General features: G+C 58.1%; 17 protein-coding genes. 9 read left to right on the top strand and 8 right to left on the bottom strand.

The window, feature by feature from the left end; all coding sequences use genetic code 11:
- Positions 1–88 precede the first annotated feature (88 nt).
- The 5 genes from ACR0CW_RS01195 to ACR0CW_RS01215 all read right to left on the bottom strand — a co-directional run bounded on the left by ACR0CW_RS01195 (position 89) and on the right by ACR0CW_RS01215 (position 4,817).
- On the bottom strand, positions 89–532 hold the full coding sequence (locus ACR0CW_RS01195) for a MaoC family dehydratase (RefSeq protein ID WP_420584711.1): 444 nt from the start codon (positions 530–532) through the stop codon (positions 89–91).
- A 102-nt stretch (positions 533–634) separates the two neighbouring features.
- A complete protein-coding gene (locus ACR0CW_RS01200) occupies positions 635–1,510 on the bottom strand; it encodes a TIGR01459 family HAD-type hydrolase (RefSeq protein WP_480786543.1) in 876 nt (291 codons plus the stop codon).
- An 87-nt stretch (positions 1,511–1,597) separates the two neighbouring features.
- Positions 1,598–2,674 (bottom strand): DUF389 domain-containing protein, encoded by a 1,077-nt coding sequence (locus ACR0CW_RS01205; RefSeq protein WP_480786544.1) that lies wholly within the window; start codon positions 2,672–2,674, stop codon positions 1,598–1,600.
- A 131-nt stretch (positions 2,675–2,805) separates the two neighbouring features.
- A complete protein-coding gene (locus ACR0CW_RS01210) occupies positions 2,806–3,726 on the bottom strand; it encodes a manganese-dependent inorganic pyrophosphatase (RefSeq protein WP_480786545.1) in 921 nt (306 codons plus the stop codon).
- A 110-nt stretch (positions 3,727–3,836) separates the two neighbouring features.
- A complete protein-coding gene (locus ACR0CW_RS01215) occupies positions 3,837–4,817 on the bottom strand; it encodes a TraB/GumN family protein (RefSeq protein WP_480786546.1) in 981 nt (326 codons plus the stop codon).
- 134 nt (positions 4,818–4,951) lie between these two features.
- On the opposite strand from ACR0CW_RS01215, the gene ACR0CW_RS01220 reads away from it, so the two are divergent.
- The 6 genes from ACR0CW_RS01220 (at position 4,952) to ACR0CW_RS01245 (ending at position 10,769) form a co-directional block, all read left to right on the top strand.
- A complete protein-coding gene (locus ACR0CW_RS01220) occupies positions 4,952–5,626 on the top strand; it encodes a DUF2161 domain-containing phosphodiesterase (protein ID WP_480786547.1) in 675 nt (224 codons plus the stop codon).
- A gap of 167 nt (positions 5,627–5,793) precedes the next feature.
- Positions 5,794–6,081 carry a co-chaperone GroES gene (locus ACR0CW_RS01225; RefSeq protein ID WP_155144864.1) on the top strand — a complete coding sequence of 96 codons (288 nt, stop codon included), beginning with the start codon at positions 5,794–5,796 and terminating at the stop codon, positions 6,079–6,081.
- Positions 6,082–6,135: 54 nt separating this feature from the next.
- Positions 6,136–7,776, top strand: a complete 1,641-nt coding sequence (gene groL, locus ACR0CW_RS01230; protein WP_480786548.1) for a chaperonin GroEL — start codon at positions 6,136–6,138, stop codon at positions 7,774–7,776.
- A 190-nt stretch (positions 7,777–7,966) separates the two neighbouring features.
- Positions 7,967–8,809, top strand: coding sequence for a DMT family transporter (locus tag ACR0CW_RS01235; RefSeq protein ID WP_155145039.1), 843 nt, complete (start codon positions 7,967–7,969; stop codon positions 8,807–8,809).
- Between the two features lie 38 nt (positions 8,810–8,847).
- A complete protein-coding gene (locus tag ACR0CW_RS01240; protein ID WP_480786549.1) occupies positions 8,848–9,621 on the top strand; it encodes an alpha/beta fold hydrolase in 774 nt (257 codons plus the stop codon).
- Complete coding sequence (locus ACR0CW_RS01245; protein WP_480786550.1) at positions 9,618–10,769, top strand: alpha-D-ribose 1-methylphosphonate 5-triphosphate diphosphatase; 1,152 nt, start codon at positions 9,618–9,620, stop codon at positions 10,767–10,769. The genes ACR0CW_RS01240 and ACR0CW_RS01245 overlap by 4 nt, the downstream gene beginning before the upstream one ends.
- Before the next feature lie 12 nt (positions 10,770–10,781).
- Here ACR0CW_RS01245 and ACR0CW_RS01250 read toward each other — a convergent pair whose 3' ends face one another.
- From ACR0CW_RS01250 to ACR0CW_RS01260, 3 genes are all read right to left on the bottom strand, one after another.
- Positions 10,782–11,849, bottom strand: coding sequence for a 5-(carboxyamino)imidazole ribonucleotide synthase (locus ACR0CW_RS01250; protein WP_480786551.1), 1,068 nt, complete (start codon positions 11,847–11,849; stop codon positions 10,782–10,784).
- A complete protein-coding gene (purE, locus tag ACR0CW_RS01255; RefSeq protein WP_155144860.1) occupies positions 11,842–12,330 on the bottom strand; it encodes a 5-(carboxyamino)imidazole ribonucleotide mutase in 489 nt (162 codons plus the stop codon). The genes ACR0CW_RS01250 and purE overlap by 8 nt, the downstream gene beginning before the upstream one ends.
- A gap of 76 nt (positions 12,331–12,406) precedes the next feature.
- Positions 12,407–12,631, bottom strand: coding sequence for a YdcH family protein (locus ACR0CW_RS01260; protein ID WP_155144859.1), 225 nt, complete (start codon positions 12,629–12,631; stop codon positions 12,407–12,409).
- 164 nt (positions 12,632–12,795) lie between these two features.
- On the opposite strand from ACR0CW_RS01260, the gene ACR0CW_RS01265 reads away from it, so the two are divergent.
- The 3 genes from ACR0CW_RS01265 (at position 12,796) to ACR0CW_RS01275 (ending at position 14,431) form a co-directional block, all read left to right on the top strand.
- The gene (locus tag ACR0CW_RS01265) at positions 12,796–13,209 is read left to right on the top strand and encodes an Hsp20 family protein (RefSeq protein WP_085821398.1); all 414 of its coding nucleotides are present in this window, start codon (positions 12,796–12,798) and stop codon (positions 13,207–13,209) included.
- A gap of 3 nt (positions 13,210–13,212) precedes the next feature.
- The gene (locus tag ACR0CW_RS01270) at positions 13,213–13,437 is read left to right on the top strand and encodes a DUF1150 family protein (RefSeq protein WP_155144857.1); all 225 of its coding nucleotides are present in this window, start codon (positions 13,213–13,215) and stop codon (positions 13,435–13,437) included.
- A 109-nt stretch (positions 13,438–13,546) separates the two neighbouring features.
- Positions 13,547–14,431: a PhzF family phenazine biosynthesis protein gene (locus ACR0CW_RS01275; protein WP_480786552.1), complete on the top strand. Its 885-nt coding sequence runs from the start codon at positions 13,547–13,549 to the stop codon at positions 14,429–14,431.
- Positions 14,432–14,454: the final 23 nt, after the last annotated feature.

The following is a 14,454-nucleotide window of genomic DNA, read 5'->3' on the forward strand; positions in this document are numbered from 1 at the left end:
TCTACGACAATTCGACCGATTGCAAAGCCCGCCAATTAAAAAAGGCGCCGTGACCGGCGCCCTCTGAACATGGAAGGTAGGCTGAGGTTCAGTCGAACTTTCTGGACGGCGCCAGAACCATTGCCTCACCAATCAGGACCTTTTTGCCGTCAACGGCGCAGTGGCAGTCCAGTTTTACCCGGCGCTTGGCAAAGTCGATATCGATCACCTTAACCTCTGCGTAGACCATATCTCCGGGACGAACGGGTGCCAGAAACTTCAGGGACTGGCCCATATAGACTGTTCCGTGACCGGGAAGCTGTTCGCCGATAACTGCCGAGATCAGACCGGCCGTCAGCATGCCGTGTGCGATACGGCCCTCGAAAATCGTGTCGCGCGCATAGTCATCATCCAGATGCACAGGATTCCGGTCGGTTGAAACCTGAGCAAACATCTCAATGTCTTCGTCCGTCACCACTTTGCGCAGGTACCGGGTCATGCCCATTTCGATGTCTTCGATGCAGATCGTTCCGCGCGGAAGATTGTCCAACATGTCGCCCTCACTCAATGATGGCCGGGAAACAAAAAATCACCCATGGCCGCAGGTTGGCAACTTTATTACTTTGCAGGCGCAGAAAATCAAGCCCCTTTTTAACTATCGCAAGCGGCCGATCGAGTAGGTTGGGTTGATTTTTTCCTTTTCAATATAGCTGCTTAGAGCATCGGGGTCTGGCTGGTACGACGTTTTTGTCTCGGATGCAGCCAGACCGCCGGTGATAAACAGGGAATCAATGCCCTCACCCATACCGCCTGCGATGTCGGTATGAGGGCCATCGCCAATGGCCAGAATGTCGGAATCTGCGACATCCACCCCAAGGGCGTGCAACCGCCGCCGGGCCAGATCGTAGATTGGCGGGTGGGGTTTCCCGAAATACAGACTCTCACCGCCCATTTCAGTATAGAGCTTGGCTAGCGCACCCGCGCACCATTCCCGAATTTCACCGCGATCAACTACAATATCGGGGTTCGCGCAGAGCAGCTTGAGACCTTTTTGCTTGGCATAAAGAAAATCAGGACGGTTCACTGACGGGTCAGCCATAGGATCGAACGGGCCGCAGCACACAATGCCTTCGGCCTCATCCAGTGGCACACGTTCGACGTGCAGCGGGTGATCCAGCAGTTTCAGAGGTTCAAAGAAACCGGCGTCGCGTTCCCATTCCCCCATGAAATAGACCTTTTCGCCCACTTCACCGCGGAACATCGCAGACCGGGCTGAATCTCCACTGGTGGCAATGGTGTCATAGGAATCTGCCGGGACGTTAAAATGCGTCAACTGTTCGGCAACACCCGCCCGCGGTTTGGGAGAGTTGGTGACCAGAACCACTTTGCCACCACGTTCACGATAGGCTTTCAGCGCTTCGACAGCTTCGGGATAGGCGGTGATGCCGTTGTGGACGCAGCCCCACAGATCGACGAACAGTGCCTTGTAGCGGTCGGAGATCTCGGCAAGCGAGGTGACGATCTGGGTCATGAGGGCCTCTGGGTCAGAATTCGGAGTCGCGACAGCTATGGCAAAGCTTTTGCGCCTTGACCATCCCGCATCGCACATAAGCTGCTGCTAGTTGTCTTCAGTGATCTCTTCGACATCAGGTGCCTGTTGCACGTTCTCAGTGCCCAGAATGATCTGAGCGCCGATGCGTGTCTGATACCGGATGATTGCAAGGTAACCGGGGCCAAGCTCGGCCTGAAGCACGTCGACCAAGGGGTTTTCACGCAGCTGCTCTGGCAACAAACCGGCGACAGACGAGACTTTGAACTGAGCCTCTGCCGGAAGGTCGACGATCAGCCAAACTTCGGCCTGCTTCCGCTTTGCGTTGACGTCTATGCGGATGATCTCTACCGAAACCGGATCGGCCCAATCCCGAATTGCCTGCGCCACTTCGGCTTCGGTGCGGGTTTCCAGATAGCGATTGTAGGTCGATTTCCCCAGTTGAATGACCACAGCGGCCAGAAAGGCAAGCGTCACGAACACACTTGCCGTGAAGTTGAGCTTGCGCCTGCCTTTGCCAAACGCGACTGAGCGGGCAGCGTAAACGATGTACACGGCACAGGCAGACAGGATGATCGCACCAAGGTTTGTTGCAAACAGCAAACCGGCTTCATAGGCCTCGGCTGGCTCGCCGAAATACAGCAGAATTCCCGATGCCGAAAGCGGCGGAACCAGCGAGACACCGATTGCCGCGCCGGGCAACAAGCTAAGCTCGGACCGGTTGACCTGAACATAGGCCCCGGCGACACCTGCGGCCAAAGCAACGATCAGGTCCTCGGTCCCCGGGTCGGTGCGCGCCAGAACCTGATCAGGGATCAGAACGCCCCGCGGAACGTCGGCCGCATACACCATGAACCAGGCCATGAGAACGCACAGAACCGCAGCGCAGCACACGATCAGCGCCAGGGTCAACGCGCGTTTCAGCCAACCCATCACCATCGCAGCCGCAACGCCCAGAATGGGTGTCATCAGGGGCGCAACCAGCATCGCCGCTATCACCACGGCCCCGGAATTGCGCAACATACCCATCGTGGCAATCACAACGGACAGGGTCAGAAGCATGGCAAAGCGGCGCCAATAGGCGGCTTTGTCCTTACCTTCAAATCGCAGGATATCCCGCGTGGTGCTGAAACTTCGTACACTCATGCTGTTGTCTGGTCCAATTCATTGAAGGGCCAACAACATCAGCTTATCAATGGATGTCTAACGCGCAAATCCTTAGTCGCAATGAAAAAAGGCGCCCGATTGGACGCCTCTTAGTTTGGTTTGGCTGGCAATCAAACCTTCAGGTTCGGGATGATCTGCTTTTTGCGGCTCATGACGCCGGGCAGGACCACAGCGTCACCATCAACGGTCGCACCAAAGCTCTTCTCAGCAACGCCTTTAACCAGATCGTTCGGAACCAGCAGGGTGGCCTCTTCGTTCAGGATATCGACGACAAACAGCAGAACCTGATCAACGCCGTCTTCCTTGGCAACGTCAACCATCGAGCTCGCCAGGCTGGCTTTGCGGTCCAGAACAACGCCCGGCGCGGTGGTTTCCAGAACCGAGACGCGGAACTTGGTGCCATCGACTTCGTATTCCTTGCTGTCCATGCGGATCAGTTCCGCGTCCGAGAACGAGGACACGTCTGATTTCGCCGCGAACATGTCGGCGGCATAGGCCGAAACGTCCAGCCCCAGATCAGCTGCCAGCTTTTCGGCCACGGCGCGGTCATGCGCGGTGGTGGTGGGCGAGCGGAACTCCAGCGTGTCGGACAGGATGCAGGTCAGTGCCGCGCCTTTGATGGCTTCGGGCATCTTTGCGGCGTCGTCACCCATCAGATCGACCATGATGGTTGCGGTGCAGGCCAGCGGGCGAACTGTGATGTCGATCGGGCCTTTGGTTTCCAGACCACCGACCAGCTTGTGGTGGTCGATGATGGCGCGGATATCGGCGCTGTTGATGCTGGCGGGCAGCTCGGCCGGGTTGTTGGTGTCGACGATGACAACCGGTGCATCCTCGGTTACGTCCTCGATGATTTGCGGCTTGGGCAGGTCCCACCGCTGCAGCATGAACGCCGCTTCGGTATTGGGCTCACCCAACAGCACGGCCTCGGCCTTTTCACCTTTGACTTCGTTCAGGTACCATGCCCACAGGATGGGCGAACCGGTCGAGTCGGTATCGGGGGATTTGTGACCAAATACTTGGGTTGTCATATCAGCGTCCTGAGGATTGGAAATTTGCGCGCCTTATAGGGCGGCTAATCCCGCTTGTCACCCTGCAGCAGCCCGTCTGCGACGGTTGGTCTGAGACCTGCCGGTTCCTGCTAGAACGGAGCGCGCGTCAGGGTGTACCCGGCCTGCTGCAACTGGTTTAGCAGCCCGTATTCATCGCTCAGATGCCCGGCGCCAACCGCAATCACGATGGTCTGGTCCTTGATGTCCAGAATCTGCTCCATCCAGTTAGCGTTGCGCTGCACCAGCAACTGGTCTTCAAAGCCTTTCCACTCGGCATCGAATTCCTCCGGTGTCAGGCCGGATGCTTCAAGCCCCTGAAGCTTGGCAAGCTGCAGAATTTCGGCGTGCTTTTCTTCGAGATATGCGTTGGCCATCGTGATCAGGTGATCGTCCCCAGCCTGCAACGCACCGGCCAGCCGAACCAGCGATTGTACCTGCTCTTCGATCGGGTGGCTGTCGAACATGTTCATCACGTCCTCAACACGTTCCAGCGAGTATTGGGGGATGCCTTTCGCCTCAGCCAGTTCGGAGAGGCGCTTGTCCATGCCGCGATCAGCGTCGGGGGTGGTCATCAGGCAGGGTGGCAGGCCCAGCATCATGCTTAAAAACCATGGGCGCATCTTGGCTGCCATCCAGTCCGGAATTCCACGTTCAGCGAGTGCTGCGGAAAATACGGCCCAATCCTCTTCGCCCATCAAGTCGATCAGAGTTGGCCCGGAGGTGATCAGCACAGGGCTGAAGTCCTTTTCAAGGTCCTTCTGGAACGCCTCCATCTGATCCTGCGTGATCTCGAAATAGAACGCGTCAGCCTCGCTCAGTGTGGGTGACAGTCGTTCGATCACCTCTCCCATCCGCTCATCATTGGTGTGCAGGGTGCCAATAAGATGCAGGACCGTATCCTCCTTGCGGGCGATCCAATGATTGCCTTCGGGAAACAGGATTTGGCTCACGGCTTCATCCAGTTGCTGGTGTTGTTCGGCTGTCATATCCAGCCGAAGATCGCGCCCTTCGCAGGCTGCATGTGCAGACAGAGGCAGCAATAGGCAGAAGAAAAAGCTGAACAGGCGCATCGGTTCCATCCCGGCAGTGTGATTATTGGCTCAGGGACAGTGTTGCCTTGCTGCGTAAGCAGGTGCAACCATTTGATTTAGAGGTTTTGCCCGTGACATCTGGCATTCCCGGCCAAACTGCCTAGCATGGCCGAATGGACCGCGAACAGGATCTCTACCCACCCGTCAAAGCGCTGCTGGAGCGTCAGGGCTATGCCGTGAAAGGTGAAGTGGGCGCAGCCGACATCGTCGCGCTGCGCGAGGGAGAGGATCCCGTGATCGTTGAGCTGAAGCTGCGGTTCTCGCTGGCCCTGTTTCATCAAGCCATTGCTCGGCTGAAGATGACGGATCAGGTGTATATTGCGGTGTGTAAGCCCACGGGAAAAACTGCACGGCGCGCGCTGCGGGACAATCTGGCCCTGTGTCGCCGTCTGGGTCTGGGGCTGATCACGGTTCGGCAAGATGGCAGGGTTGAGGTGCAATGTGACCCCGGTCCTTATGCGCCGCGCAAATCCAATATCCGCAAAGCCAGACTCTTACGCGAGTTTGACCGGTTGCAAGGCGATCCCAATTCTGGTGGCGCTACACGGCATGGGATTGTCACAGCCTATCGTCAGGATGCCTTGAAATGCGCGGCACACCTGGCGGAATGCGGTGCGGCCAAAGGGGCCGACGTGGCCAAGGCCACTGGCGTCGCAGCGGCGACGCGCCTGATGCGTGACAATCACTACGGCTGGTTCGATAAGGTCGAAAAGGGTGTCTATGCCTTGTCAGAGACCGGGACCGAAGGCCTGAAACACTGGGCCTACAGTTGGGAAGAAACCAACTGATCCCGCCAAAGCCATTAGGCAGATCAAAAAAGTTCAGTCGATATTGTTGACTCGCTCTGACCGACCCCCTAGCTATGCGTCGTTATCACTCTCTACCCTTGAGTGCTAACGCCTCGCCAGACGGCGGGGGGAGGATAGATAAACTTTGAGCCCAAGGAGCTGCAAAGATGGCATTGAAACCGCTTCATGACCGTGTGCTGGTTCGCCGTACCGAAAGCGAAGAGAAAACCGCAGGCGGCCTGATCATTCCTGACAGTGCAAAAGAAAAGCCCAGCGAAGGCGAAGTCGTTGCAACCGGCGAAGGCGCACGCAAGGACAGCGGCGAACTGATCGCAATGGCTGTTAAAGCTGGCGACAAGATCCTGTTCGGCAAATGGTCGGGCACCGAGGTCAACGTCGGCGGCGAAGAGCTGCTGATGATGAAAGAAAGCGACATCATGGGGATCATCGAGTAAGCCCACGCGCTTCTCTGATCTTCATTCCAATACATTTTCTCAAGGAGAAACGACATGGCTGCAAAGGACGTCAAGTTCGACACCGATGCCCGTAACCGCATGCTGGCAGGTGTGAACATCCTGGCCGATGCTGTTAAAGTGACCCTGGGCCCCAAAGGCCGCAACGTGGTTCTGGACAAATCCTTCGGCGCACCGCGCATCACCAAAGACGGTGTTTCGGTTGCCAAGGAAATCGAACTGGAAGACAAGTTCGAAAACATGGGTGCGCAGATGGTGAAAGAAGTCGCCAGCCGCACCAATGACGAAGCCGGTGACGGCACCACCACCGCAACCGTTCTGGCGCAGGCAATCGTTCGCGAAGGTCTGAAGCAGGTTGCTGCTGGCCTGAACCCGATGGACCTGAAGCGCGGCATCGACCTGGCGACTGCCAAGGTTGTTGAAGGCATCAAAGACGCCTCGCGCGAAGTCAAAGACTCGGCCGAAGTTGCTCAGGTTGGCACCATCTCGGCCAACGGCGAAGCCGAAATCGGCCAGCAGATCGCAGACGCGATGCAGAAAGTTGGCAACGAAGGCGTTATCACCGTCGAAGAAAACAAAGGTCTGGAAACCGAGACCGACGTTGTCGAAGGTATGCAGTTCGACCGTGGCTACCTGTCGCCTTACTTCGTCACCAACGCAGACAAGATGATTGCAGAACTCGACGACTGCATGATCCTGCTGCACGAAAAGAAACTGTCCTCGCTGCAGCCGATGGTTCCGCTGCTCGAGCAGGTGATCCAGTCGCAAAAGCCGCTGCTGATCATTGCTGAGGACGTTGAAGGCGAAGCGCTGGCAACTCTGGTTGTCAACAAACTGCGCGGCGGTCTGAAAATTGCTGCTGTCAAGGCACCGGGCTTCGGCGATCGCCGTAAAGCCATGCTGCAGGACATCGCAATCCTGACCGGCGGTCAGGTCATCAGCGAAGATCTGGGCATGAAGCTCGAGTCCGTCACCATGGACATGCTGGGCACCGCCAAGAAAATCGAAATCACCAAAGACGAAACCACCATCGTCGACGGTGCTGGCGAGAAAGCCGAGATCGAGGCACGCGTTGCTCAGATCCGCACTCAGATCGAAGAAACCTCGTCGGACTACGACCGTGAGAAGCTGCAAGAGCGCGTTGCCAAACTGGCAGGCGGTGTTGCTGTTATCCGCGTCGGCGGCATGACCGAAGTTGAAGTGAAAGAGCGTAAGGACCGTGTGGACGATGCTCTGAACGCAACACGCGCTGCTGTTCAGGAAGGCGTTGTTGTCGGCGGTGGTGTTGCTCTGGTTCAGGCCGGTAAAGCACTGGAATCGCTGGAAGGCGCAAACGCTGATCAAAGCGCAGGCATCAACATCGTTCGTAAGGCAATCGAAGCGCCGCTGCGCCAGATCGCCGAGAACGCGGGTGTTGACGGTGCGGTTGTTGCGGGCAAGGTCCGTGAGTCCACTGACGCTGCATTTGGCTTCAACGCACAGACCGAAGAATATGGCGACATGTTCTCGTTCGGCGTGATCGACCCGGCCAAAGTTGTCCGTACCGCTCTGGAAGACGCGGCATCGGTTGCTGGCCTGCTGGTCACCACCGAAGCAATGGTTGCTGACAAGCCGCAGAAAGACGCACCTGCTGCAGGCGGCATGCCCGACATGGGCGGCATGGGCGGCATGATGTAAGCACGTCGAGTTCGCACCAGCGAATTCTGACGAACCCGACAGGCGCTTGGCCAACAGGCCAAGCTGCCGAAAAGGGGCCGCACTGAGAAATAAGAACGGGGTCGCCTTTGGGCGGCCCCGTTTCCTTTTGCAGCTTATGCCCGCAGGAAAGTGAGTGTCCAAAACTCTGTTAAACCGCTATCCGGTTGATATGAGACTATTCCTGCTGACCACCCTGACCATGTGCGCCTTTGCGGCAAATTCGATATTGAACCGTCTGGCGGTCGACAGCGGGGCCAGCGATCCGGCCAGTTTTGCTGTGGTCCGGGTCTTGTCCGGGGCTTTGGTTCTTTCACTTCTTGTCCTTATGCGTGGCACGCAGCTGCCATTGCGGAACAGGCGAAGGATCATCGGGGCAGGGGCGCTATCGCTCTATATGATCGGGTTTTCGGTGGCCTATCTGACACTGGATGCTGGTCTCGGCGCGCTGATCCTGTTTGGTGTGGTCCAGATCACCATGTTTGCGGCGAACACCGCATTCGGCGCGGTCCCTACCGCCCGGCAAATGCTTGGTGCTGCAATAGCGCTTGCGGGCCTAGCGTTTGTGTTGTGGCCATCGGGTGCGCTGCAGGTCGATCTTACAGGGGCCGCCTTGATGACCGCCGCCGGAGTTGGCTGGGCCGCTTATTCGTTGGCCGGACGCTCCGAGCCGGATGCCTTGGCCGGGACAGCTGCAAACTTCGTGGTGGCTTTGCCGGTTACCGCTTTGGCTCTGCTATGGTTTGGTGCTGGATGGCAGATCAATTCTGTTGGTTATCTGCTTGCAATCCTGTCGGGCGCGGTCACATCCGGGATGGGTTACGCCCTTTGGTATCGGGTTCTGCCGCAACTTGCTCCGGCTGCAGCGGCGGTTGTCCAACTCAGCGTCCCAATCATTGCGATCATTGCCGGAGTGATCCTGCTGGGCGAAATCGCGAGTCTGAAACTGATGGTCGGAGCAATGCTGGTGCTGGGCGGTATCGCACTGGCCGTGGTGCGGTTGAAGCGCCGCTAGGGGTTCCAACCGCGCAAGATAGGCCTTATCTGGCTGGCATGAGGTTTCTGGTCGCAATATTCCTGTTCCTGACACCCGCTGTTGCGAGCGCTAAATGCGTTGTGCTTTTGCATGGACTTGCGCGCACCGAAGCCTCGTTCTCAGTCATGGAGCAGTTGTTCCGGATTCACGACTACAACGTCGTACGACCGGGTTATCCTTCGACGGATTTGCCGATCCCGGAGCTGGCCAATCAGACCCTGCCGGATGCATTCGCCGAATGTGGCGATGACAAGGTCAATATCGTGGCTCACTCGATGGGGGGTATCCTGTTGCGCTATTGGCTGCAGGATAATCACCCCGAGAACCTCGGCCGCGTCGTTATGTTGGGCCCGCCGAACCAGGGCAGTCAGTTGGTTGATGAACTGGGTGACTGGGAGGTGTTTGGCCTGTTGCACGGACCGGCGGGTCTTGCGTTAGGTACAGGACCAGAAGGTCTGCCGCGCCGCCTGCCGCCGGTAGACTTCGAGCTGGGCGTCATTGCAGGCGAGAATTCCCTGAACCCGATTTGGTCATCCCTGATTGATGGCACGGATGACGGCAAGGTGTCGGTCGAAACAACCAAGGTCGAGGGCATGGCTGATCATATCGTCCTGCCGGTGACCCATACATTCATGATGAACAACCCGCGTGTCATGGCGCAGGCGCTACACTTTATTGAGTACGGTCAGTTTGACCCGCAGATCACTTGGCTTGATGGGGTCATGGACATAATAGACGAGATCTGCATCGGGCAGGATTGCTCGGAACCAGAGTCGGAACCCACGCGATGACATCACTTGAACTGACATTCACGGGCGCGGATGTCCTGCTGCCCGCTGAAGGCGTTGTGCCTGCAGAACTCAGCATCGGCGACGGGCTTGTTCAACAGGATCGAACCGGGCGTCAGGTTGACCTGTCGGGATATATCGTTCTGCCCGGAATCATCGATCTGCATGGTGACGGGTTCGAGCGCCATATCGCACCGCGCCGCGGAGCAATGAAGCAAATGGCCGAAGGCATCCTTTCGGTCGAGGCTGAACTGGCGGCTAACGGAATTACGACAGCTGTGCTGGCCCAGTTTCATAGCTGGGAAGGCGGCGTGCGCGGACCAGAATTTGCGGCGCAGGTTTTTGATGCCATCGCGTCTGTCAAAGACAGTACAGTGACCGATCTGATCCCGCAGTTGCGGTTTGAAACCCACATGCTTGAGGATTATGCAGATCTGCCAGGCCGCATCGCCGAATGGCAGGTGCCCTACGTCGTTTTCAACGACCATCTGCCGCATGACCGTCTGGCCGAAGGCCGCAAGCCGCCACGCCTGACGGGGCAGGCGCTCAAGGCGGGGCGCAATCCGGACGCTCATTTTGATATGCTGCTGAATATGCATGCGAGAAAAGAAGAGGTCCCGGACGCGCTTGACGCTTTGTGCGCAGAACTGCGTCAACAAGGTATCCGGCTGGGCAGTCACGACGATGCCACCGCAGAAACAAGGGCATGGTGGCGTGATCGCGGCGTTTCGATCTCTGAATTCCCTGAAACACTCGACGCGGCCGAGGCGGCGCGTTCGAATGGTGATCACATCATTCTCGGGTCACCCAACGTGGTTCGCGGTGGCTCGCACAAGGGAAATGTCAGTGCGTTGGACCTGATCACGATGGGGCTGTGTGATGCACTGGCCTCGGACTATCACTATCCCAGCCCGCGTCGTGCCGCGCTGATGGTGGCCAAAACCGGATTGCTTGATCTGGCTGGGGCCTGGGCTTTGGTCTCTGAAGGCCCCGCAAGAGTGCTGGGCCTGGATGATCGTGGCACTTTGGCACCCGGTAAACGCGCTGATCTGGTGATACTGGATGCCGAAACCTATCGGATTGCGGCTACTGTTGCGGCGGGTCGTATCAGCCATATGTCCGGTGACATCGCGACGCGATTCATTAGCTGAAACCGGGGTCGTTCAGCGAACGACCCGGTTGAAATGCCCCATCTTGCGACCAGCCTTGACTTCGGCCTTGCCATAGAGATGTAGGGCCACGTCCCGCTCGCGAGCGAGTTCCGGCACCCGGTCCATATCGTGTCCGATCAGGTTTTCCATCACCACGTCTGAATGACGCTGCCCATCGCCGAGCGGCCAGCCCGCAACAGCGCGGATATGCTGTTCAAACTGATCGACGGCACAGCCATTCTGGGTCCAGTGCCCCGAGTTGTGAACCCGCGGTGCGATTTCATTCACGATCAGGCCCTGCGGTGTTACAAACAGCTCAACCCCCATCACACCGACATAATCCAGCGCGTTAAGGATATTTGCCGCCAACAGGATCGCGTCGGTCCGTTGTGCAGGGGGCAGGCGGGCAGGGACTGTGGTGGTGTGCAGGATACCGTCACGGTGCACATTCTCGCCCGGATCGAAACAGGCAACCTGCCCATCCCGACCGCGCGCAGCGATGATCGACACCTCATGCGAGAAATCCACGAACCCCTCAAGAATGGCCGGAGCCCCTGCCATATCAGCCAATGCCGTCTCGGCGTCTTCAGGCGCGTGCAGCCGTGCCTGCCCTTTGCCGTCATAGCCAAAGCGGCGGGTCTTGAGGATCGCAGGCGTGCCGATTTCTTCGATCGCCGCGTTCAGGCTGTCCAGATCGGTAATGTCAGCGAAAGGCGCCGTATTCAGACCCAGCCCTTGCAGAAACGTCTTTTCGGTCAACCTGTCCTGACTGACTCGCAGAGCTTCGCGTCCCGGTCGGATGGGGCAGTGCGCCTCGAGCAGATCCAGAGCCTCGGTCGGAATGTTCTCGAATTCATAGGTGATGACGTCCACGGATTTAGCAAAAGCCGTCAGAGCGGCTTCGTCATCGTAGGCGGCGGTCGTAACACGATCTGCAACCTGACCTGCGGGCGGGTTTGCACCGGGTTCATAGATATGGGTGGTAAATCCCAGACGCGAGGCTGCTACTGAAAGCATCCGGCCCAGCTGACCACCGCCCAGAATTCCGATTACTGCCCCGGGGGCGAGCGCCTCAGTCATCGCTTGGCTCCTCGGGGATTGAGGCTGAGAGCGCCTCGCGCCATGCATCCAGCCGTTCGGCCAGCGCTTCATCCTGCAGTGCAAGAATACCCGCAGCCATCAGTCCCGCATTTGCACCACCGGCGGAACCGATTGCCATGGTCGCCACAGGAAAGCCTTTGGGCATCTGAACAATTGAATACAGCGAGTCGACACCGGACAGCGCCCGTGTCTGCACCGGTACACCGACCACGGGAACCCGCGTTTTGGACGCCATCATTCCGGGAAGGTGCGCCGCACCGCCCGCCCCAGCGATAATAACCTGCAATCCGCGCTCAACAGCGGTCTTTCCGTAATCCCAAAGCCGGTCGGGTGTTCTGTGGGCCGAGACAATCCGCGCCTCATAGGCCACGCCCAGATCATCCAGAATATCTGCTGCTTCTTTCATCGTGGGCCAGTCCGACTGGCTGCCCATGATGATCCCCACCTTCACATCGCTCATCCGCTTACGTCCCTGCCTTCGGAAAGAGCGCGCACTATAGCCAAATCCGCCTGTCAGGCAATGCGGTACGCGCGCCTCAGGCGATGATATCGGGGGTCAGGCGGTCTTCGATCAGACGTATGATGTCCTTCAGGCGCAGTTTCTGCTTTTTCAGACGTTTTACGGTCAGCTGATCGGCTGTGCCCTTGGCCTGCAGCGCTTCGATGGCTTCATCGAGATCACGGTGCTGACGACGAAAAACCTCCAGCTCAACCCGCAGAACTTCATCGGTTTTCATCGAAAGGTCGGTGGGTGCGTTCATGGACGACTCAGTATTCTGGTGGTGCGTTCCACACAGAATAGTGTGTTCCGGTGAATCCGCCTAGACCTTGTGGACATCCTGGTTTCTTCCCATATTCTATTATGTACGGTTGCCGCTACGGGGCCGCACAACACGTCGCTTTGACAATGAAGGACGATAATAACGTGTCGAAACTTACTCTTGGCTCATACCCGCATCTTTTGGGGTTCGAGCAGTTGGAACGCCTTCTTGAACGGTCTGCAAAGGCCGGAAATGAAGGGTATCCGCCCTACAATATCGAACAGACCTCGGATTTTTCCTACCGCATCACACTGGCCGTGGCCGGTTTTGCTGAAGAGGACCTGTCGATCACGATCGAGGATCGCCAACTGGTTATCCGGGGCCGTCAACGCGACGACAGTGAAGGACGAGTGTTCCTTCACCGGGGCATCGCCGCGCGCCAGTTTCAGCGCATGTTCGTGCTGGCAGATGGTGTCGAGGTGGGCGAGGCGATTATGGAAAACGGTCTGCTGCATGTCGACCTGACCCGCGCTGTGCCCGAAACCGTGGTGCAAACGATCAACATAAGAAAGGGGTAAGGCATGAATACACCGATTGAGATCAACACCGAAGGCGACCGGATCGTATATGTGAAGGCTGTCGATGTGGCCGACCTGCCTCAGGATTTGCAGGATCAGGCCGGAGATCTGGACCAGCTTTATGCTGTCCACGACTCCGATGGTCAGCAACTTGCGTTGGTGTCTGACCGCAAGCTGGCCTTTGTGCTGGCGCGACAGCACGATCTGTCGCCGGTGGCCGTTCACTGAACGGCCCCAGACTTTCTGAAAATACGTGACATCCGCCGCTACAGCGGTGAAACATGCGAACCGGCAGGGCGCGCCCCTGACGCGACGAAGTGCATATGGGAGATGCCGCATGAGCTGGTTCGACTTTGACTGGGTGGATGCCTTTAGTGACCGGGCATTCGGAGGTAACGGCTGCGCTGTTGTCCACGGCGGGGCCATTTTGCCGGTGGATGTCTGCACCGCCTATGTCCGCGAAACATCGCTGGTGGAGTGCACGTTTACCGGCCCATCGGATGTCGCGGATATTCGTGTCCGCTACTTCCTCGCCAGCCGCGAAATTCCCTTTGCCGGTCATCCCACGATTGCGACGGTGGCCGCCATGCGGTCGCGCGGTCTGTTCAAAGGGGATGAACTGACGCTTGAAACCGGGGCAGGGATCGTTGCGATCCGTCTGATCGGAGATGAGATCGAAATGACGCAGGTTGCCCCGCAATTCGGGGTCCATGTGCCGATTGATCTGGTGGCCTCGGCGATCAGTCTGCCTGCAGATGCGATCATCTCGCCGCCGCAACTGGTCTCGACCGGGTTGCCCTTCTGCGTCACCGTTCTGCGTGACCATCAGGCCCTGCGCGCCGCACATCTGGTCGAAGGGCCGCTGCGCAAGGTGGCAGAGGCGGCCGGCTATTCGGGGTCGGACATGGCCGAACCCTTTTTGGTGACTTTGCAGGGTGCGACCGAGGCAGGCGATACCTTCTCACGCCTGTTGCTCGCCCCGCCCAGCCCGCCCGAAGATCCGTTCACCGGATCAGCGACTGGCGCGATGGCTGCTTATCTGTGGAAATATGGCCTGATGCAAAAGGACAGCTTTACAGCGGAACAGGGCCACGACATGGGGCGCCCCGGGCAAGCTACGGTCACGCGCGTAGGTCCGACTGAGGCCATGACCGGCATCAAGGTTGCCGGAAAGGGCCATGTCCTGATGCGCGGGCAAGTCGATCTGCCACAAATAGTTTAGCACCTGATTGCGCCGGTAGGCTG

The organism is Ruegeria sp. CH6, assembly GCF_056537005.1.